We start from the raw sequence: 20,003 nt of genomic DNA, 5'->3' as shown, positions 1-20,003 counted from the left end.
CGTTGACGTCCTTCTTCTTCCTATGAAGGAGAGATCAGATAAAATACAGACTAGCCTATTAAAAAACTACCGAGACGAGTTCTTATAGACGATTTTGATTCCTAACACAATCAGTTAAGTAGGAACAAACCAAAAGGACCTAGTCCTGTGGAATACAAAACTAAGTCCTTTTTTTACATTATTTGTCTAACTTTTGGGGATCAATACTAGCATTGGAGATTTGAGAAATTACATGATTTCTCAAATCTTTTTGTTTACATCAGATGATTCACCCATCATGTTCTTGCTATGTACTATTTTAACATAGGTGGACAAATGAACGTATGGAGCTTTTATTCCGTCTTTGTCCCCTTATTTAATAGCTTGCCCATTTTCCTCAATCCAATCAGTAAGAGAGGGAAAGATAGGAGGGTCACAAAGCCTAGTACAAGAAAAACAGCTACAAATCCACAAGTATCGATGAACCAACCAGTCAGAGGGAAAATCACAATCATAGACAAACTAAACATCATGGAGTTTATACTAAGCATGGTTGCCCGTACACTGGAAGGCAAATAAACTTGTAAATCATTGTAGTATATAGGTTGATAAACGGCATAAAGGGCATTGGTCAAGAGATAGACGCTCAGATAGGCGAATGGAGTTTTCAAACATACCAACAGCAAGACCAAACCTGTCAATGCAACTAGAATCGGGAAGACTTGGTTACTATTCCACTTTTTCCCGATCTGACTGGCCAGATAAACCGCTAGGAGATTGAATCCACTACCAATTAACATAATGAGTGAAACTTGCCAACTGGCTAAGTCACTGATTTTTTGTTGGTAGTAAAAATAGAACATGCACATAATGGTTCCTACCAGCTGATAGGTCAGCATCCAGTAAAACAAGACTGGTTTTTCCTGCCATTCTTGTTTCACTACTACCAATATCCGTTTTAAGGTCAGACTATTTCTTTCCTCTCTCTTGCTCTCTGGCTCTTTCATCAGAAAAATAAGGAGAATGGATAGCAATGAAAGACCTATGGCAATACGATAGGTCCAAGCCAAGGCCCCATGAACAAAGAGACCGGCTACCACTGTTCCTAAGGTTCGGGTGACTTCAGCCACTCCAGACAAAAAGCTAGAAATCTGAAGATAGCGATCCTTTTGACCTGCTTCTACCGCCGAATCAAACAAGAAAGCAGTATTCGTACCTGAATCAAAATTGTAGGACCAGGCACTGATCATCATAGCCATTGCATATATCCAGAAATTTCCTTGACCAAGTAAGATCAAGATAGATGACACAATACTGGCTATGCGAGCCAAATAGAGATTGGTCTTGTAACTAAATCGATCGGCCAACATGCCAGATGGAATTTCGCTCAATAGACTAGTTCCATGAAAGATACTCTCTAATAGCCCGATCTGAAGCAAGGAAAGACCATTTTGAATGAAAAATAAAATCCAAAAACTAGTGATTCCAAAATAAGATGTGAATTCCAGACCAGCTAAGAGTGGAATATTGCGTTTGTAAGTTCTTTTAAACATTGTTCTTCCTCTTTCAATTGATATTTTAAGTGTTTCTAAAAGACTTACCTAGATTTGCCTACATTTTCTCCACCTCTTTCATTGATCGTAAAAAGTTATGTAGCTTGTTTATGGTTATAAAGGTTTGATTCGATGCATCACATACAGATATGGAACTGCTTACAGATAGGTCTTGTACCAGCTATACAGGAAAGCATCTGTTCAATCCCGCACCCCAATACACTGTGCGCTACTGTACCATATTTACGGAAGACACTACGATCTTCATTCTATCATAAAAAGTCGTACGGCACTAGATTCTACCTATGAAAACAAGAGTTTAAAAAAAAGATCTTCAACTCATTTTCAGAGTGGTATTTTTGTGATTATTTCTGTACAATAGAAAAAAACTGTATGGGGACAGTCAAAATGAAGACGAACAAATACCAAGAAATTATTCATGTTCTAAAAAAAGCCATTCAAGACGGAGAACTGGTGACCGGTCAGAAAATTTCCTCCGTTCGCCAGCTAGCTAGTCAATTTTCTTGTAGTAAGGATACGGTGCAACGGGCCCTGCTGGATTTGACCTACCAGCACTTACTCTACGCAAAACCTCAAAGTGGCTACTATGTTTTGGAGCAGGAACCTGACCAACATGAGGATCTTCCACTAAAATTAGAGAAAGACCGCAACCAGGCTTTTGAAGATTTCCGAACCTGTATCAATGAAACCTTAATTGGTCGTGAGAATTATCTCTTTAATAATTTTTCAGACCAAGCAGGATTACCAGAAGTACGCCAATCGATTCAAGGCTTATTGAAGGAAGAAAGTATTTATACGACTGCGGATCAGATCGTTTTGACTTCTGGTACACAACAGGCACTCAATATCCTCAGCCAAATTGACTTTCCCAATAAAAAATCTCAGATCTTGATTGAGCAGCCGACTTATCATCGGATGAATCAACTCCTAGATTCGCAGCAACTTGCCTACCGGACCATTCAACGAAATTTAACGGGAATAGACCTCGAGGAACTCGAAGAGATTTTTAAGAGTGGTCACATCAAATTTTTCTACACGATCCCCCGTTTTCACTATCCACTTGGTCATAGCTATTCCACCAAGGAGAAAGAAGCAATCTTGCAACTAGCTGATCAATATGATGTCTACCTTGTCGAGGACGACTATTTGGGAGATCTTGATGGCCGCAATGCTCCTTCTTTTCATTATCTAGATCGCAATAATCGAGTTATCTATATCAAGTCTTTTTCGACCAATCTCTTTTCTGCTCTTCGCATTACTTCCATGATCCTTCCCCAAGCCCTTCTTAAACCTGTCTTGACCTATAAAACAATTCTGGACTATGATAGCAACCTTATTATGCAAAAGGCTTTGAGCCTCTATATCGATAATGGTATGTATCAGACCAATAAAAAGCGACTCCTCGCCAGAAAAAAAGAGGAAGAAGAAAGTCTGAAGACTTTGATGGAGCAGTCTTCTCTTCTACCTCATCTGACCCTGACCCACGATGGGGTCCTAGTAGATCTTCATCAGGTCAAATCTCTTGCTGCCTTAAAACACAGTGGACTCTCTCTTGATTTTTTTGAAGCAGCCTACATCACTCCTTGTCCCTATCAACTAGCAAAAATCCAATCAGCAGATGTTGCCAACGTTTTACCAAAGCTGACGCCTTTTTTTGAAAGAGAAACCCTCGTATAGACTATACGAGGGTCTTCTTATTTCTTTATGTGCTCATAGACAAGTTTGGCATTTTGAAGGCCAATCCGATAGTCGATGCGAATTAAGCGAATCGCTTCCATCTCTGGTTCTTTGAGGTACTTCTCTTTTTGTTCCTTGGAGATGCTACCTGGTTTTAGAAGATAGTGGGTGAATTGATTTCTAACTTTAGTAAGCTCTACTTGAAGGGTGAAATAAAGTCCAAATAAGACAATAACAACTCCCATTAGGATGAGATCGTTTGACATGATTGTTGCTTCCTTTTTCTGTTCTTTTCTTTATTTTACAGCTTTCAAGCAAGAAAAACAAGGTTAAATTTGCATTTACCCCTTGTTTGTCCTTATTTCATCATACCAGCCTGGAGGTCATACATTTTCTTATACGTTCCTCCTAGAGCAACGAGCTGATCGTGATTGCCTGATTCGATGATTTTTCCCTTATCGAGAACATAGATGCAATCGGCATCTTGGATAGTGGAAAGACGATGGGCAATAGCAATGGTTGTCCGCCCTTGACGCATCTTCTTCAGAGAGTTTTGGATCATTTCTTCCGTCTCCTGGTCAATATTAGCTGTGGCCTCATCCAAAATGAGGATCTTAGGCTGGGCAGCAATGGTCCGAGCAAAAGCCAGAAGCTGACGCTGACCGGTCGATAAGGTAGACCCCCGCTCTGTTACTAAATGATCATAGCCACCAGGTAAACCCTCAATAAAGTCAGCCACATCCACAAATGCAGCTGCTTGTCGGATTTCCTCATCTGTCAGTTCTTCATGGTACATCCGGATATTAGAAGCAATGGTTCCATGATAGAGAAAAGGTTCCTGCAGCACTAGACCGATAGACTTGCGCAAGGCTTCCTGACTGTAGTCCTTGATATCCTTTCCATCAATCAAGATCCGTCCGCGATCAAATTCATAAAATCGCATAAAGAGATTGATAATGGAAGATTTACCAGAACCAGTATGACCGACAAAGGCGATGGTTTGTCCGTTTTTGACCTCAAAGGAGATATCTTTTAGGACATCTCGTTTGCCATCGTAAGAAAATGATACATGGTCAAAACGTATATCTCCCCGCTCAATTTCTTTCAGACTATCTGCTTGCTTGGGCTCATAGTCAGATCGATCCATCATCTCAAAGACACGCCCTGCAGAGATGGTAGAGGTCTGCAAGGTTGCAAAATTTTGGGTAACATCAATCAAGGGTTGGAAAAGCTGGCTAACGTACTGGATAAAGGCATAAATAAGACCTGCTGTAAAGCCAGAAGACTGCCAATTTAGGCCGAAAAAGGTCAGAATGACCGCATAGGCTAGGACCTGTAAAAGGGTCATAGCTGGTCTCAAAAAGAGGGAATTGACATCGACAGAACGATTGGCAAAGTCCAAATGTTCCCCATTAATCCGTTCAAACTCATCGGTCAAACGCTTTTCTTGGCGAAAGGCCTGCACGATTCGCATGCCTTCGATGGATTCAGATAATTTCACATTGATATCTGATAATTTCTGACGCGTCATTTTGACCAGGCGGTTGGATAACTTGCGATAGAGTCGAATGGAAAACCAAATGATGGGAAGAAAAGGCAGAATCCAAATAGTCAAATGCCAATCCAGGCTAAACATGGTCACCAGGGTCACTACAAAAAGTAAAAAGGATGAAACCAGACTTGAAAAGACAGTGGAGAACATATCTGCGACAGCCTGTGTATCATTGGTCACACGGGAGACAATCGAACCTGCTGCTGTCTGGTCATAAAAGGACATGCCCAGCCTTTGCAGATTTTGGAAAATATCTAGTCGGATATCTCTTACGATGGAATTGGATACACGCGCAAAGGTTAATTGGCTCAGGTAGGTCGCCAGCACGCGCCCAATGAATAACCCATAATAAAGAATGAGAAACTGAAAAGCTGTCATGACCGATGAACCTACTTCTGTTGGATCCACAAGGTGGTCAATATACCAGCGTGCCGCTAGAGGGATCGCTGTCAATAAAAGGCTGGTCAAAAGGGTAAAGACTAAGGCCAAAGCCGTGAGCCATTTATAGCGCCACATATAAGCCAAGAGCCGCTTCATCACACGAGCTTCAGATGTTTTCATTCAGCTTTCCCTCCATTTCTTCTGATAATTGTTGGGCTTGGTAGGTTTCATAGTACCAACCTTTTTGACCCATTAATTCCTCGTGATTTCCGCGCTCCTTGATTTGACCATTCTCCATTACCAGAATCAAATCCGCATGAACGATAGCGGATAAGCGATGGGCTGTGATCATGGTTGTTTTCCCCTTGCGTTCCTGCTTCATATTTTCGATGATCTGGTGCTCCGTCTTCGCATCTACTGCAGAGAGGGAATCATCCAGAAGCAAGATCTCAGGATTCATGACCAAAGCACGACTCATGGCAATCCGTTGCTTTTGCCCGCCAGAAAGAGAGACCCCTCTCTCTCCAAGCACAGTCTCCATCTGGTCTGGCATAGCCAAGACATCCTCATAGACCCCACAGGTTCTTAGCGCTTTTATCAACTCTTCTTCCTTGATCTGCGGATCTGAAAAAGCAACATTCTCGCGAATAGTCATGGCAAAGAGAATCTGATCTTGAGGAACATAGCCGATCAAACTACGTAGATCTTGCAAACGATAATCTTTGATGGAGATTCCATTTAGAAAGATATCTCCCTGCTCCAAGTCATGCTCTCTGAGTAAGAGACGCAACAAGGTGGTCTTTCCAGATCCAGTTGGACCCACAATCCCAAGGGTTTGTCCTTTTTCTAAATGAAAAGTAACCTTTTCAAGAACAGGCTCTTTCTCGTAGGCGAATTCTTCAATGTCATATTCCAAATCTCCATTTTGAATGTCTCTGACTGGATGATTTGGATCTTGGATTTCAGGTGTTTCTGCTAAAAGTGTCTCAATTCGGTCATACGAGACGCTAGCCCTCTGACTAATATTAAATAAGAAGCCCATGGCTTGAAGGGGCCACACGAGCATATTGAGATAGGTGATAAAGGTTACGATTTGTCCAACTGTCAAGCTTCCTTCCTGGACGAAAAGGCCCCCGAAGTAAAGGGTCAAGACATAAGAGAGACCGACAAAAAGAAGAGTGGTCGGATCAAACAAGGCATTGTAACTGGCGGAAGTCATATTCTTTGAAAAGACCATTTGATTGGTCTTTTCAAAAGCCTGAATCTCATCTGCCTGAAAACCAAAGGATTTGGTTACCTTGACTCCTGATACTGATTCCTGCACAAAGTTGTTGAGCTCTGAGAAGCCTTCTTGAGCTTCTTTGAAGGCTTGGTGGTTTTTGCGCCCAATAGCCGACGTCACTACCACCATGACCGGTAGGGGCAAAATAGCCAAGAGAGTTAAGCGCCAATCAATCATGAAAAACATGCTGACCAGGGTCACCAAGGCTGTGACAGACGCATCCACTGCAGACATAACCCCACCACCGGCAAACATGGTTACCGCATTGATATCATTGGTAGCATGGGCCATGAGATCCCCTGTCCGATAACGCTGATAAAAAGACGGTGACATGAGCGTAAAGTGCTTGAACAAACGGTAACGCAAAATCCGAGCTAAATTATTGGCCGTCCCAAAAATATAGCGTCTCCAGACAAAACGAAGTCCATACATGGCAAGAGCTGCTAGGACTAGAAATCCAATATTCACGACCAACTGACTCAGTGTCAACCTTCTTTTATCGATCAAATCGATCACAAGTCCCATGATTCTTGGAGGAATGAGATTTAAAAAACTAACCAGGATCAAGGACCCTATCCCGATGAAGTAACGCTTCTTCTCTAATTTAAAAAACCAAGATAATTTCCCTAACAGATGCATCTTATTTCCCCTTTTTGGTGAGTTGCCAGCTACTGTCCACTAGAGCAAACAACTCCTCATCAGCAATTGTTCCATCGAGCGGGATACTCACCCAATATTTTTTATTCATATGAAAAGCTGGATAAATCCCCTTTTGTTGAATGAACTGAGCTACTTGATCAGACTTGACATTCAAAACTTCTATTTTCCCTGACTTGCCAGCATCCAGTTTGTTCCAATCAATGGTCATAAAGACTCCATACCACTTGAGGGTATCTCGGTGGCGAATAGCACCCGACTCAGGAGATCTTTCCCACAAATATTCAATCGTTCCCTGATAGTGTAGGGAAATATAGGCCATGAGACGCTTGGTTTGAGGATAGAGAAAATCTTCTACCTCAAAACAGGCTTGGCAGATCCTTGCAAGACTTTCCTGACAAGCTTCCCTGACTTGGCCAACGAAATTTCCTTGTAGCTGTTCCAGATGAACCTGGATATATTCGTCCCCTGTATCCTGATCATAGACCCGAAAGGAAATCTTCTGGTCGCAGACTCGGAACTTTAAGAGAAATGTGTCCGAAAAGACGGGGCACTGATACTCATAGCCTGCCTCTATTTTCTCAAATCCATAAGCCACTCCCTTTTCTGGCTGAAAGGTGTAGCGGTCAAAATAATTCTCTAAAAACATTTTCTCTCCCTTATTCATTTTTGCACTAGAAGAGGCTGGGAACAACGTCCCCAACCTTGATAACGGATCCTCAAAACGACTTAAAGCAGTGATCGTTTCTTTTTTAAAACACAATGCGCGTGCCATGCAGTTGACAAACGCCCAATTGCTCCAAAAAAAGTGCACGATTTTCTACCGTCACACCTCCACCTGGCAAGATCTGAATCTTTCCCTTAGCCACAGCTAATAAACGATGGTAATGTTCAAAACGTTGCTCTAGTGATGCATCTAGACCTCCAGCTCGTGTTAAAATACGGGCTACACCCTGATCAGAAAGCCACTCAATCGCTTCTATCTGGTCAGTAACAGCTAATTCATCAAAGGCCATATGAAAGACAACCTCTGCCTCTTCACAGGCTGCTAGTAAGAGCTGCATGACTCTCTGATCCAACTTTCGATCACTCGTCAGCGCACCCAGCACAAAACTAGAAACCCCTATTTCCTTCGCAGCCCGAATATCCGTCAGCATAGCTTGGACTTCCAGATCAGTGTAGACAAAGTCTCCACCACGGGGCCGGATAATGACACAAAGACCCACTGACTTCTCTTCTGTCAGTTTGATTGCTTCCTTGATCACCCCTAAGCTCGGTGTGGTCCCGCCTACTGCAAGGTTGTCGCACAGTTCAATGCGACCTGCCCCAGCAGCAATCGCCTGATCAATAAACGTTAAATTCTCTGCACAAAATTCAAAGATAAGCATGACAACTCCATTTTCATAGTCTTAAAATAAGGAGATACTAACCGTCACCTTGGCATTGCCATTTTCTACTCGCGCTTTTGAGATAGTATAACCTGCTTGAGGGATCTCAAGGGTGATTTGATCACCATTCACTGTGAAGGCGCCTCCATTTTGATTGGATTGATCCTTCAAATAGTTGAGAACCAAGGATTTTGGAATCGGCATTTTCCCTAATTTAGCAGCTGTCACAGTCAAATTCATGACATTGTTTTCAACTTGACCGGTCATGGTTAAATCTAGATAGCTATCGACTGGCCCTAAGGAAACCGGAACTTTGACGTGAAGGTCATTGCCATCCATTCCAAGTGCCATCTTTTGAAAGTCAGAATTGTCAAGAGCAGATCCAGCACTTGTTTTTACAACTTGACTCAATTGCACAGAATTGAGACTCAACTCAGTTGAGAGCCCTTCAGTGCTTACAGAAGCATTTGAAACAGCATTTTGAGCCAGTTCAATCAAAGAGCTCCCTGCCTGCACATTTCTCAGCTGCTCCCCTTCAGGAATAGATCCAGGAACCAACAGGATCACTAAAATAATAAATAAAACGATCACCATGCCAATCAGGCGTCTCATCCACTTAAACATCTGCTCCTCCAATACGTGAAAAGTTGTATCCTTATTGTACCTTAAATCCAAAGAAATTGCGACTAAGAGGGGCCTTTAGAAAGCAAAAGAGACCGAGGAAACCTCGCATCTCTCTGTGCATTATTTCGATTTAATGTAGTTAACACCATCTGCTTTTGGTGCAACTGCTTGTCCGAAGAAGGCTGCCAAGACAACCATGGTCAAGACGTAAGGCGCAATTTGCAAGTAGATGGATGGGATACCTTTAAGCAAAGGCAATTGATTCCCGATAACTGCCAAACTTTGTGAAGCTCCAAAGAAGAGACTAGCCAACATGGCACCGATTGGGTTCCATTTCCCGAAAATCATGGCCGCAAGGGCGATAAATCCAGGACCTACAATAGTAGTTACCGCAAAGTTAACAGAAACTGACTGAGCGTATATGGCTCCTCCGATACCTGCTAGGGCACCTGAGATCATGACTCCTAAGTAGCGCATTTTATAAACATTGATTCCCAATGTATCTGCTGCTTGTGGGTGTTCACCAACTGAACGAAGACGCAAACCAAATTTTGTCTTGAACATGACGAACCAAGCAAAGAATGAGAAGAGAATTGCAACCCAGCCGATGATGCTGGCATTGTTGAAGAAAATATCCCCAATCACCGGAATTTTAGATAAGACCGGAATGGATGTTTTCCCAAAGGCAACTTTGATATTATCAGTTTGCCCCTTGTTGTACATTGCTTTAACTAGAAAGACGGCTAATGGAGGTGCCATCAAGTTCAATACTGTACCTGAAACGATATGGTCAGCACGGAAATGAATCGTTGCCACCGCGTGGATCAAGGAGAAAAGTACTCCAATTCCTGCAGCAACAATCAAGGACAACCATGGTGTCAAATTCCCTAAGGTAGGCTCAAAAGTCAAGTTAAAGATAATTCCTGAGAAGGCTCCCATAACCATGATTCCTTCAAGGCCAACGTTAACAACCCCAGCGTGTTCTGAGTATGCTCCTCCGATACTTGTGAAGATCAGCGGCGCCGCATACACAATCATAGAGGAAACAAGAATACTTAAAATCGTTACAATACTCATTAGTTTGCTCCTCCTTTTTTAGCTGATCGCATCGAGATCATCTTTTCGATAATGTAGTGGGCACATACGAAGAAGATAATAGATGCTGTCACAATTTGAACGACTTCTTCAGGGATGGCAGCTGGTTTCATACCAACTCCCCCAATTTGAAGCGCTCCAAACAAGAAGGCAGCAAATGGAATACCAATTGGTGAATTCATCGCAAGAAGCGCAACGGCCATTCCGTTAAATCCAACACTCATTGAGCTAGTTTGAACATAGACATTTGAGTAAATACCCAGACCTTCTGCTACTCCACCGATACCAGCAAGAGCACCAGAAATGATCATAGAAAGGATAATGGTCCGTTTTGCAGACATCCCTGCGTATTCTGCCGCATTCGCATTGAGACCAACGGCACGGATTTCAAAACCAAGTGTTGTTTTCTTCATCAAGAACCAGATGACTACCACTGCGATGATGGCAAAGAAGATCCCGATATTCATTTGTGATTTGTCTGTCAAATTACGCAACCACTCCGTCTGGTAGACAGCGTTGGCTCCTACATCAACGGTTGAGTCCTTGTTTTTCATCAAGGAAGCTGGGAAGCTATGGATCAAGGCATTCCCACCATAGAGAACAATGTAGTTCATCATAATGGTGATGATGACCTCACTGGTTCCGAGATAGGCACGAAGGAAACCAGGAATCGCTCCAATAAATCCACCTGCGATAGCCGCAATCAAAACGGTCATCGGAATCATCAGTAAGCGAGGCATATTTGGGAAGGAAAGGGCAAACCAAGTCGCCATGATCCAGCCTGCAAAAGCCTGACCAGGAAGTCCAACGTTAAAGAAACCGGCCCGGCTAGCTACTGAAAATCCAAGAGCAACTAAAATCAGTGGCCCCATAGCACGGGAAATATTACCCCAACTCTTAATCGAACCAAAGGCTTTCTTAAACAGCAATTCATATCCCCAAATGGCATCATAGCTGAAGGCCCACATAATAATGGCACCCAGGACCAATCCTAAAAGGACAGACACCAATGGAACAGCAATTTGTTTTAAATTCTTATTCATTTGATGCTCCCTCCTTTACTTTTCCTCCTGCCATGAGGATTCCAAGTTCTTGCTTATTCGTCGTTTCTGGGGTTACGATCCCTTGGATCTTCCCATCATGAATAACTGCAATACGGTCAGAAACATTCAAAATTTCATCTAATTCAAAGCTGACAACCAGAACGGCTTTTCCATTATCCCGTTCTTGAATCAAACGTTTGTGGATATATTCAATCGCTCCGACGTCCAAACCACGAGTTGGCTGGCTGACGATCAAGAGATCTGGATCGCGATCGATTTCCCGAGCGATAATGGCTTTTTGCTGGTTTCCTCCAGAAAGAGCCTTAGCTGGTACCACTTCACTAGCTGCACGAACGTCAAACTCTTCCATGAGATTCTTGGCATAAGAGGTAATATTTGGATAATTCAAAATACCATTCTTGCTAAGAGGTTCTTTATAGTAAGTTTGAAGAGCAATGTTTTCAGAGATCATCATATCAAGGACTAACCCATCCCGGTGACGGTCTTCAGGGACGTGTCCTACCTTCATTTCTGTGATTTGACGTGGGCGAAGTCCTACAACATCCTTGCCTTTAATCTTGATTGAACCGGATTTCACCTTCCGCAGACCTGTAATGGCTTGGATCAACTCAGATTGACCATTTCCATCAATCCCTGCGATCCCAACGATTTCACCAGCACGAAGTTCTAAGGAAAGATTCTTAACAGCTGGGACTCCCCGGTTTTCATTCACGACCAAGTTTTCGATCGACAAGACCACTTCTTTTGGTTCAGAAGGACCTTTTTCAGTCTTAAAGGAAACAGAACGACCGACCATCATTTCGGCCAAGTCTTGGTTCGTTGCTCCACCAATCTCGACTGTTTCAATAGATTTCCCACGACGGATAACCGTTACGCGGTCTGAAACAGCACGGATTTCATCCAACTTGTGCGTAATCAAGATGATCGATTTTCCTTCATTCGCCAAGTTCTTCATGATTGTCATCAATTCTTCGATTTCAGCTGGTGTCAACACTGCAGTTGGTTCATCGAAGATTAGGATGTCGGCTCCACGATAAAGCGTCTTTAAGATTTCCACACGTTGTTGCGCACCAACGGAAATATCCTCAACTTTAGCATTTGGATCTACTGCCAAGCCATATTTTTTAGACAAGTCCAGGATATCTTGACTGGCTTTCTTAAGATCCAAAACACCATGTTTAGTGGTTTCAGAACCAAGGATGATATTTTCAGCAACAGTGAAGGCTTCAACCAACATAAAGTGTTGGTGCACCATTCCAATTCCTAAAGAAGCTGCTTTTGAAGGTGAGTCTAGGTTAACAGTATTTCCATTTACCACGATGTCTCCGCTAGTTGGTTCCAACAAACCAGCCAGCATATTCATCAGGGTAGATTTTCCCGCACCATTTTCTCCAAGAAGTGCATGGATTTCACCTTTGCGCAACTGAAGATTAATCTTGTCATTTGCTACAAAGTCACCAAATTTTTTGGTAATCTCACGCATTTCGATGACATATTCATGTGTCATGTAGGTGTTTCCTTTCAAAAATTTTTTATTTCAATAAAATCTGTTAGACAACTAACAGATTTTATTGAGACAAAAATGTCTCACTTTAAAAGAAACGGCCCTTATAGGGAGGGCCGCCCAATCAAATATTATTTTTCAGGAACTTTAAGAGACCCATCAAGGATTTTAGCTTTGGCATCTTCGACAGCTTTTTTAGCATCTGCAGAAAGGTTGTCAGTTGTCAAATCAACTCCACCATCTTTCAAGCTATAAGTAATCACTTCACCGCCAGGGAATTTACCGTCAGCAGCTTTCTTAGCCAAGTCTTTTACTGATTCTCCGACTTTCTTCAAGCTTGAAGCCAAGACAAAGTTAGATTTTTTACCATCTTTAGAAGTGTATTCACCTTCAGCTTTTTGGTCACGGTCAACACCAAGAACCCAAACTTTTTCGTCTTCATTTTTCTTCTCGTTCAAGTCTTTTGCTTCAGAGAAGACACCTGCTCCAGTACCACCAGCTACTTGGTAGATAACATCTGCACCTGCAGCGTATTGTGCAGCAGCAATTGTTTTACCTTTAGCAGAGTCACCGAATGAACCAGCGTAGTCTACTTGAACTTTGATAGATGGGTCAACAGATTTAACACCAGCTTCAAATCCAGCGCGGAAACGAGTGATAACTTCACTTTCCATACCACCTACAAAACCAACTTGTTTAGTTTTTGTAGTTTTCGCAGCAGCGATACCAGCAAGGTAACCAGCTTCGTTATCGGCATAAACAGCAGATGCTACGTTCTTTTGTCCTTCAATACGATCATCAATGATGACATATTTAACATCTTCGTTGTCTTTTGCAGCTTTTTTAACTGAGTCGCTCAAGGCAAAACCAACACCAAAGATCAATTTGTAGTCGTTAGAAACAGCTTCATCAAGGTTTGTCGCATATTGAGATTCATCTGTTGATTGGAAGTAGTCGAATCCGTTCCCTTTAGAAAGACCGTTTTCTTTCCCCCAAGCTTGCAAACCTTCCCAAGCAGATTGGTTGAATGATTTGTCATCCACACCACCAGTATCGGTAATAATAGCAGCTTTCAAATCAGTTTTTGATTCTGAGTTTGCGCTATCTTTTTTAGACGCACGATTTCCACATGCTGCAAGTCCGATAGCAGCGACAGTTACTAGACCAAGGCCTAGCCATTGTTTCTTGTTCATTACTGAACCTCCTAAATTATTGTGCAACATTGTTGCGAAGTATTGAAAGGGTCAAAAGACCGCCTCACAGACCAACTAAGTCAAATCTGTAAAGGAATATGGAAGTAATTCCTTGACCGTCATCACGACCGTCGATTTATCTTTAGATACCAAAGTTACAGGCAGATCAGGCTCAAAAAATTCAGCCATGACCTGGCGACAAGCACCACACGGAGAGATGGGCTTTTCTGTTTGCCCATAGATAATCAGCTCTTTGAACTCACGAGCTCCCTCAGAAACTGCTTTAAAAATAGCTGTCCGTTCCCCACAGTTGGTTAATCCAAAACTGGCATTTTCGATATTGACACCTGTATAGATCTGGTCATCCTTGGTCACAAGGACTGCACTAACCGGGAAATGAGAATAGGGCACATAAGCATGCTGGCTCACTTCTACTACCAAATTGATCAACTCAGTAGTCGCCATGAGCCACTTTTCCTTCCATGATAGCTACACCAGAGGAAGTTCCGATACGGGTCGCACCAGCTTCGATAAATGTAAGAGCATCTTCATAAGAGCGAGCTCCACCAGAAGCTTTAACACCCATGTCTGGTCCAACTGTTTGACGCATTAAGGCTACATCTTCTACCGTCGCTCCTCCAGTTGAGAAACCAGTTGAAGTCTTCACAAAGTCAGCTCCAGCTGACTTAGCAATCTGACAAGCAACGATCTTTTCATCGTCTGTTAAGAGACACGTCTCAATGATGACTTTGACCAGCTTATCACCGCTTGCTTCGACAACAGCTTGGATATCTTCTTCAACTAGTGCTAAATTCTTAGACTTCAAAGCACCGATATTAATGACCATGTCAATTTCATCGGCACCATTTTGAATAGCATTTTTTGTTTCACACGCTTTGACAAAAGGGGTATTTGCTCCCAAAGGAAAACCAATGACGGTACAAACTTTAACGTCTGAATCGCGCAAGCCCTCAGCCGCAAAATTCACCCATGTCGGGTTCACACAGACACTCGCAAAATCATATGCCTTAGCTTCTTCGATCAATTTTTCGATCTGTTCTTGTTGCGCATCTGGTTTTAAAAGAGTGTGATCGATATATTTATTTAACTTCATATAATCTCCTGAGCTACTTAAGATATTATTTCAATAATTTCTTTAACGCTTTCAGCCCCTTCTAGTATTTTAACATTTTTTTTGAATTCTGTAACGCTTTCTTGTGAATTTTTTTCATTCACGAAAATACGAGCAATGCGTTCCCCTTTTTTAACCTGCTCTCCCACTTTTTTGTCAAATATAATCCCTGTTTCATAATCAAGCGGATCCGATTTGACAGCACGACCAGCACCAAGTCGCATGGCTAACAGGCCAAATTCCATGGCAGGTAAGGCCGCAATGACGCCATCTTGATCTGCTGTTACTTCAAGGACCTGATCTACTTTGACGGAACGATGCAAATCCTCTAAGTCTCCACCTTGTGCCACGACCATTTCTTCAAACTTGGCTAAGGCTTGTCCATTGCTCAAGTGTTCATGAATGGCTTCAATCGATTGATCTACATTGGCCAATTTCAACATGATTTGTGCTAATTCACAAATAAACTCTGTGACATCAGCACGCCCCTGTCCTTTTAGAATATCCAGGGCTTCCAAAATCTCTAAACGATTGCCAATACTGGTTCCCAAAGGTTGGCTCATATCTGTAATAACAGCGATTGTCTTGCGCCCTACGGCATTACCGAGATCCACCATGGTACGAGCTAGTTCACGCGCCTCTTCAATGGTCTTCATAAAGGCCCCTTCTCCAACGGTGACATCGAGAAGGATGGCATCTGCCCCAGCAGCAATTTTCTTACTCATGACGGAGCTAGCAATCAAAGGAATGGTATCCACTGTCGCCGTCACGTCCCGAAGAGCATACAAGAGTTTATCTGCTTTTACGAGTTGGTCGGATTGCCCAATGACCGATAAGCCGATCTCCTGCACCTGCTGGATGAATTCTTCTTGAGTCCGCTCAATTTGGAAGCCTTTAATGGATTCCAACTTATCGATGGTTCCACCTGTGTGGCCTAAGCCACGACCGCTCATTTTAGCAACTGGCACTCCGAAACTTGCAACCAGAGGCACCAAGACTAAGGTTACCTTGTCTCCCACACCACCAGTTGAATGTTTGTCTACCTTGATTCCTGGAATAGCTGACAGGTCAAACTGTTGCCCTGTTTGGACCATCTTCATGGTCATATGGGAGATTTCTTCTGTCGTCATCCCTTTAAAATAAACGGCCATAGCAAAAGCGGACATTTGGTAATCTGGAACTGTTCCAGCCACATATCCCTCAATCAGCCATTCAATTTCTTCTTTGTTTAAGGCAAGACCATCTCTTTTTTTCTGAATGATATCTACAGCTCTCATGATTCTTTCTCACTTCTTAAAATATAATAGCCTTTGTCTTTTTTTACGATCTCACAATTGCCAAACGTCTCTTCCATCTTGGCCTTAGCACTTGGAGCACCTTGCTTTTTCTGAATGACAATGGTCAAGTCTCCACCTGGCTTCAAATGATCAAAACTACCCGTAATCACCTGATGCACCACTTTCTTACCGGCTCGAATCGGCGGATTACTGATCACATGGTCAAAAACCCCTTCAACCGCTTCATAGACATCCGAAGAAAAGATCTGAGCTTCCACGCCATTTCGGCTGGCATTTTTCTTAGCCAAGTCTAGCGCCCGCTCATTGACATCCACCATGGTCACGGCGACTCCCTGTGCTTTAGCTAGAGAAAGGCCAATTGGACCATAGCCACAACCGACATCAAGAACGCTTTCCCCTCCTTGGAAATCCAGGGTTGATAAGAGCACCTGGCTTCCATAATCAATCATTTTTTTACTAAAGACGCCCGCATCTGTATAGAAATTCATCTTTTGTCCCAATAAAACAACAGCCAGATCATGAATATCATGGGCTGCATCTGGGTTTATATCGAAATACATTTTACTCATAAGGTTATTTTATCATAATTCATTCGTTTTTTAAATCGTTTACACGACCTCTAAAAATTGGTATACTAAAGACTACAATAGGAGTGACATATGGACAAAGAATTTCTACATTTTGAAAAAATCAATCGGGAAACCTGGCAAAATTTGCATCGCAAAACCACCCCGCCTCTCTCTCAAACAGAGCTTAATTCTATTAAAAGCTTTAACGACCGCATCAACCTCCAGGATGTGCGTGACGTCTACCTGCCTTTGACAAACTTGATCGGAATCTACAAGCGTTCAAAGGAAGATTTGGCCTTCTCAAAAGGGATTTTTCTTCAAAAAACCAGTGAACGCCAACCCTTTATCATTGGGGTTTCTGGGAGTGTTGCTGTTGGGAAATCGACTACTAGCCGTCTTCTCCAAATCCTACTTTCGCGGACCTTCGAAGGCTCGACCGTAGAATTGGTGACAACAGATGGCTTTCTCTATCCAAATGCTATCTTAAAAGAACAAGAGCTCCTCAATCGAAAAGGATTTCCTGAAAGCTATGATATGGAATTGCTTCTTGATTTTCTCAATCAAATCAAAAACAACAAGAGTGTGGAAATCCCTGTCTATTCCCACGAAATTTACGATATTGTCCCAGATGAGAAGCAAACGATTTTACCGGCTGATTTTGTCATTGTTGAAGGAATCAATGTCTTTCAAAATCCGCAAAATGACAGTCTCTATATGACCGATTTCTTTGATTTTTCAATCTATGTGGATGCCGCAGTCGATGATATCGAATCTTGGTATATCGATCGCTTCCAAAAACTCCTGGACTTAGCACAGAATGATCCCAAGAACTACTACTATCGATTTACGGAACAACCCCTAGAAGAAGTTTTAAGCATGGCCCATCAGGTCTGGGAATCCATTAATTTAATCAACTTGCAACATTACATTCAACCAACCCGTAACCGGGCTGATCTGATTCTCCATAAGGCAACCAACCATGAAATCGACGAAATTTATCTCAAACGCTAGAGAAAATGGCCTTTTAACGGTACTTTTTTAAGGAAAAGCTATTTTAGGCTTGTCAAATCTTAACTTTTCATATATAATGAGATAGTTAGATTATCAATGGAGGTGAATAACTTGGCAAACATTAAATCAGCTATCAAACGCGCTGAATTGAACGTTAAACAAAACGAAAAAAACTCAGCTCAAAAATCAGCTATGCGTACTGCAATCAAAGCTTTTGAAGCAAACCCATCTGAAGAACTTTACCGCGCTGCTAGCTCAGCTATCGATAAAGCAGAAACTAAAGGTTTGATCCACAAGAACAAAGCTAGCCGTGATAAAGCACGTCTTGCAGCGAAACTTGGTTAATCAAGAACAGCATAAAAATCAAGCTCTCCGGAGCTTTTTTTGTGCCTAAATTTTTGAGAGGTGCTTATGAAAATTGTTATTATCGGCTATTCTGGATCTGGAAAATCTACCTTGGCTGGAGCCTTATCTCGCTACTACTCCATCCCCAAGCTCCACATGGATACCCTTCAATTTCAACCGAGATGGATAGACAGTGACCGGGATTGGATGGAGGGACAGATGAAACAGTTTCTTAGCCAACATAAAGACTGGGTCATTGATGGAAATTATTCATGGTGTTGCTATGAGGAAAGAATGGAGCAAGCAGACCACATTATCTTTCTTAATTTCTCTCGTTGGAACTGCCTCTATAGAGCCTGGAAACGATACCGTCGTTATAAGGGACGCGTTCGCGAAAGTATGGCAGCAGGCTGCCCTGAACGCTTTGACTGGGAATTTATCCGTTGGATCCTTTGGGACGGCCGAACCAAGGGAGCTAAAGAAAGGTATCAAACTATTCGTTCCAGCTATCCTGATAAATTCATCACTCTCAAGAACCAAAAAGAATTTGATACATTTCTAAAAACCATACAATAAAAAGGTTAGGGTAAATATCCCAAAACTTTTTAAATTTAAACAAACTATTTTTAAATAAGTTAAACGATTCTGCAAAATATCAAAAATTAGTTCAAATTTTTAAAATGAATCAAGAAAATAACGAAACTTTCCGCCGTGAGAAAAGTACTTGAAACAACAATGTTTCAAGTACTCAGGAGTTTTGAAACCTTAGGTTCAAAACTAAGTCATGGAACTTCTGCGAAGTTCGCTGACGTCCGTACTCACCTAAGGAAAGTTTTTAAGATGACTTTTCCTTCAATAAAAAAGGTTGGGATTAAAATCCCAGCCTTTTCTTATTTATCAACGTAATCGCCACCGGTGAAGCCGTAATATTCTTCTAAACTCAAACCTGAGTCAGCAATCTCTTGGGCTTCTTTTCCGATATAGCGGAGATGCCAGCTTTCTGGCATGTAGCCTGTTACTTTTTCTTTACCTTCTTGGTAACGAACCACAAAGCCATATTTAGCAGCATTCTTGAGCAACCACTTACTTGGTCCAGGTTCGGTTACCAAATTACCACTGGTATCGATCAAATCAAAGGTCAAACCAGTTTGGTGTTCACTATAGCCTGGTCTTGCTGAATAACGATCTGCGGCTTCCCGACCATCTTGATTGACATAGTTTTGATAGAGTCGAACTTGGGTATCGTAGCTACGAAAACCACTATATTGGTCACTGATCGGATACCCCTCTGCCTGCATAGCTGCAATCAATTCATGAAGGGCCGAAACAGCTTCAGGATCTTCACCTGGGTTAAAGTCCGGCGCCAAAGGATAATGTTTGTTGGCGATCATCACCTCACCATATTTCCCTTTAACACTATAGTAAGAACCATTGTAGCTGACACCAGAGTCCACTTTCACATCTGACTTACCAGCTTTTGACGACTCTTCTTTGCCAGTCTCTTTTGACGTATCCTTTGCAGAAGACGTTTCTTTGGAAGACTTGGTTTGCGTTTGCTTGGTTTCTTCTTTTGCAGAAGATTTAGAACTAGTGGATTGAGATTGGGAGCAAGCTGTCAGGGTTAACAAGGCAACTGTCACCAACGTTAATTTGGAAAATCTTGCTTTCATGGGAATCT

At 42.2% G+C, this 20,003-nt stretch carries 20 protein-coding genes; 4 read left to right on the top strand and 16 right to left on the bottom strand.

The features are described 5' to 3' along the window. Positions 1 to 332: 332 nt before the first annotated feature. Positions 333 to 1,532, bottom strand: coding sequence for an MFS transporter (locus ACVC7Q_RS01670; RefSeq protein ID WP_447264587.1), 1,200 nt, complete (start codon positions 1,530 to 1,532; stop codon positions 333 to 335). Between the two features lie 393 nt (positions 1,533 to 1,925). Between ACVC7Q_RS01670 and ACVC7Q_RS01665 the strand changes: the two genes are divergently transcribed. After that, positions 1,926 to 3,230 (top strand): aminotransferase-like domain-containing protein, encoded by a 1,305-nt coding sequence (locus tag ACVC7Q_RS01665; protein ID WP_447264586.1) that lies wholly within the window; start codon positions 1,926 to 1,928, stop codon positions 3,228 to 3,230. 17 nt (positions 3,231 to 3,247) lie between these two features. Here the strand turns inward: ACVC7Q_RS01665 and ACVC7Q_RS01660 are convergent, their stop codons facing one another. The 14 genes from ACVC7Q_RS01660 to ACVC7Q_RS01595 all read right to left on the bottom strand — a co-directional run bounded on the left by ACVC7Q_RS01660 (position 3,248) and on the right by ACVC7Q_RS01595 (position 16,969). After that, the gene (locus tag ACVC7Q_RS01660; protein WP_447264585.1) at positions 3,248 to 3,496 is read right to left on the bottom strand and encodes a hypothetical protein; all 249 of its coding nucleotides are present in this window, start codon (positions 3,494 to 3,496) and stop codon (positions 3,248 to 3,250) included. Between the two features lie 92 nt (positions 3,497 to 3,588). Beyond that, complete coding sequence (locus ACVC7Q_RS01655; protein WP_447264584.1) at positions 3,589 to 5,343, bottom strand: ABC transporter ATP-binding protein; 1,755 nt, start codon at positions 5,341 to 5,343, stop codon at positions 3,589 to 3,591. Further along, on the bottom strand, positions 5,330 to 7,084 hold the full coding sequence (locus tag ACVC7Q_RS01650; protein WP_447264583.1) for an ABC transporter ATP-binding protein: 1,755 nt from the start codon (positions 7,082 to 7,084) through the stop codon (positions 5,330 to 5,332). Before ACVC7Q_RS01650 ends, ACVC7Q_RS01655 begins: the two co-directional genes overlap by 14 nt. 1 nt (position 7,085) lies before the next feature. Beyond that, on the bottom strand, positions 7,086 to 7,751 hold the full coding sequence (locus tag ACVC7Q_RS01645; protein WP_447264582.1) for an MmcQ/YjbR family DNA-binding protein: 666 nt from the start codon (positions 7,749 to 7,751) through the stop codon (positions 7,086 to 7,088). A gap of 103 nt (positions 7,752 to 7,854) precedes the next feature. Further along, positions 7,855 to 8,490 carry a copper homeostasis protein CutC gene (locus ACVC7Q_RS01640; protein WP_447264581.1) on the bottom strand — a complete coding sequence of 212 codons (636 nt, stop codon included), beginning with the start codon at positions 8,488 to 8,490 and terminating at the stop codon, positions 7,855 to 7,857. Positions 8,491 to 8,511: 21 nt separating this feature from the next. After that, complete coding sequence (locus tag ACVC7Q_RS01635; RefSeq protein ID WP_447264580.1) at positions 8,512 to 9,114, bottom strand: hypothetical protein; 603 nt, start codon at positions 9,112 to 9,114, stop codon at positions 8,512 to 8,514. A 120-nt stretch (positions 9,115 to 9,234) separates the two neighbouring features. After that, positions 9,235 to 10,191 carry an ABC transporter permease gene (locus ACVC7Q_RS01630; protein WP_129299189.1) on the bottom strand — a complete coding sequence of 319 codons (957 nt, stop codon included), beginning with the start codon at positions 10,189 to 10,191 and terminating at the stop codon, positions 9,235 to 9,237. After that, a complete protein-coding gene (locus tag ACVC7Q_RS01625; protein WP_447264579.1) occupies positions 10,191 to 11,252 on the bottom strand; it encodes an ABC transporter permease in 1,062 nt (353 codons plus the stop codon). The genes ACVC7Q_RS01630 and ACVC7Q_RS01625 overlap by 1 nt, the downstream gene beginning before the upstream one ends. Beyond that, positions 11,245 to 12,780: an ABC transporter ATP-binding protein gene (locus ACVC7Q_RS01620; protein WP_447264578.1), complete on the bottom strand. Its 1,536-nt coding sequence runs from the start codon at positions 12,778 to 12,780 to the stop codon at positions 11,245 to 11,247. Before ACVC7Q_RS01620 ends, ACVC7Q_RS01625 begins: the two co-directional genes overlap by 8 nt. A gap of 128 nt (positions 12,781 to 12,908) precedes the next feature. Beyond that, positions 12,909 to 13,970, bottom strand: a complete 1,062-nt coding sequence (locus tag ACVC7Q_RS01615; RefSeq protein ID WP_447264577.1) for a BMP family lipoprotein — start codon at positions 13,968 to 13,970, stop codon at positions 12,909 to 12,911. Positions 13,971 to 14,045: 75 nt separating this feature from the next. After that, entirely contained in the window at positions 14,046 to 14,435 is a 390-nt protein-coding gene (locus ACVC7Q_RS01610) for a cytidine deaminase (RefSeq protein ID WP_070675610.1), read from the bottom strand. After that, positions 14,422 to 15,084, bottom strand: a complete 663-nt coding sequence (deoC, locus tag ACVC7Q_RS01605) for a deoxyribose-phosphate aldolase (protein WP_447264576.1) — start codon at positions 15,082 to 15,084, stop codon at positions 14,422 to 14,424. Before deoC ends, ACVC7Q_RS01610 begins: the two co-directional genes overlap by 14 nt. 17 nt (positions 15,085 to 15,101) lie before the next feature. Continuing rightward, on the bottom strand, positions 15,102 to 16,379 hold the full coding sequence (locus ACVC7Q_RS01600) for a pyrimidine-nucleoside phosphorylase (protein WP_447264575.1): 1,278 nt from the start codon (positions 16,377 to 16,379) through the stop codon (positions 15,102 to 15,104). Continuing rightward, a complete protein-coding gene (locus ACVC7Q_RS01595) occupies positions 16,376 to 16,969 on the bottom strand; it encodes a class I SAM-dependent methyltransferase (protein ID WP_315377374.1) in 594 nt (197 codons plus the stop codon). Before ACVC7Q_RS01595 ends, ACVC7Q_RS01600 begins: the two co-directional genes overlap by 4 nt. 90 nt (positions 16,970 to 17,059) lie before the next feature. Here ACVC7Q_RS01595 and coaA point away from each other — a divergent pair, with 90 nt between their 5' ends. The 3 genes from coaA (at position 17,060) to ACVC7Q_RS01580 (ending at position 18,901) form a co-directional block, all read left to right on the top strand. Beyond that, complete coding sequence (gene coaA / locus ACVC7Q_RS01590; RefSeq protein WP_447264574.1) at positions 17,060 to 17,980, top strand: type I pantothenate kinase; 921 nt, start codon at positions 17,060 to 17,062, stop codon at positions 17,978 to 17,980. Between the two features lie 96 nt (positions 17,981 to 18,076). Next, complete coding sequence (rpsT, locus tag ACVC7Q_RS01585; protein WP_003007640.1) at positions 18,077 to 18,325, top strand: 30S ribosomal protein S20; 249 nt, start codon at positions 18,077 to 18,079, stop codon at positions 18,323 to 18,325. Positions 18,326 to 18,391: 66 nt separating this feature from the next. Continuing rightward, positions 18,392 to 18,901 carry a DNA topology modulation protein gene (locus ACVC7Q_RS01580; RefSeq protein ID WP_447264573.1) on the top strand — a complete coding sequence of 170 codons (510 nt, stop codon included), beginning with the start codon at positions 18,392 to 18,394 and terminating at the stop codon, positions 18,899 to 18,901. A 314-nt stretch (positions 18,902 to 19,215) separates the two neighbouring features. Here the strand turns inward: ACVC7Q_RS01580 and ldcB are convergent, their stop codons facing one another. Continuing rightward, entirely contained in the window at positions 19,216 to 19,995 is a 780-nt protein-coding gene (gene ldcB, locus ACVC7Q_RS01575; RefSeq protein ID WP_447264572.1) for an LD-carboxypeptidase LdcB/DacB, read from the bottom strand. Positions 19,996 to 20,003: the final 8 nt, after the last annotated feature.

This window comes from Streptococcus sp. W151, from assembly GCF_053010205.1.
The sequence above is the reverse complement of the archived record's forward strand: the minus strand, read 5'-3'. Positions and strand labels throughout refer to the sequence as shown.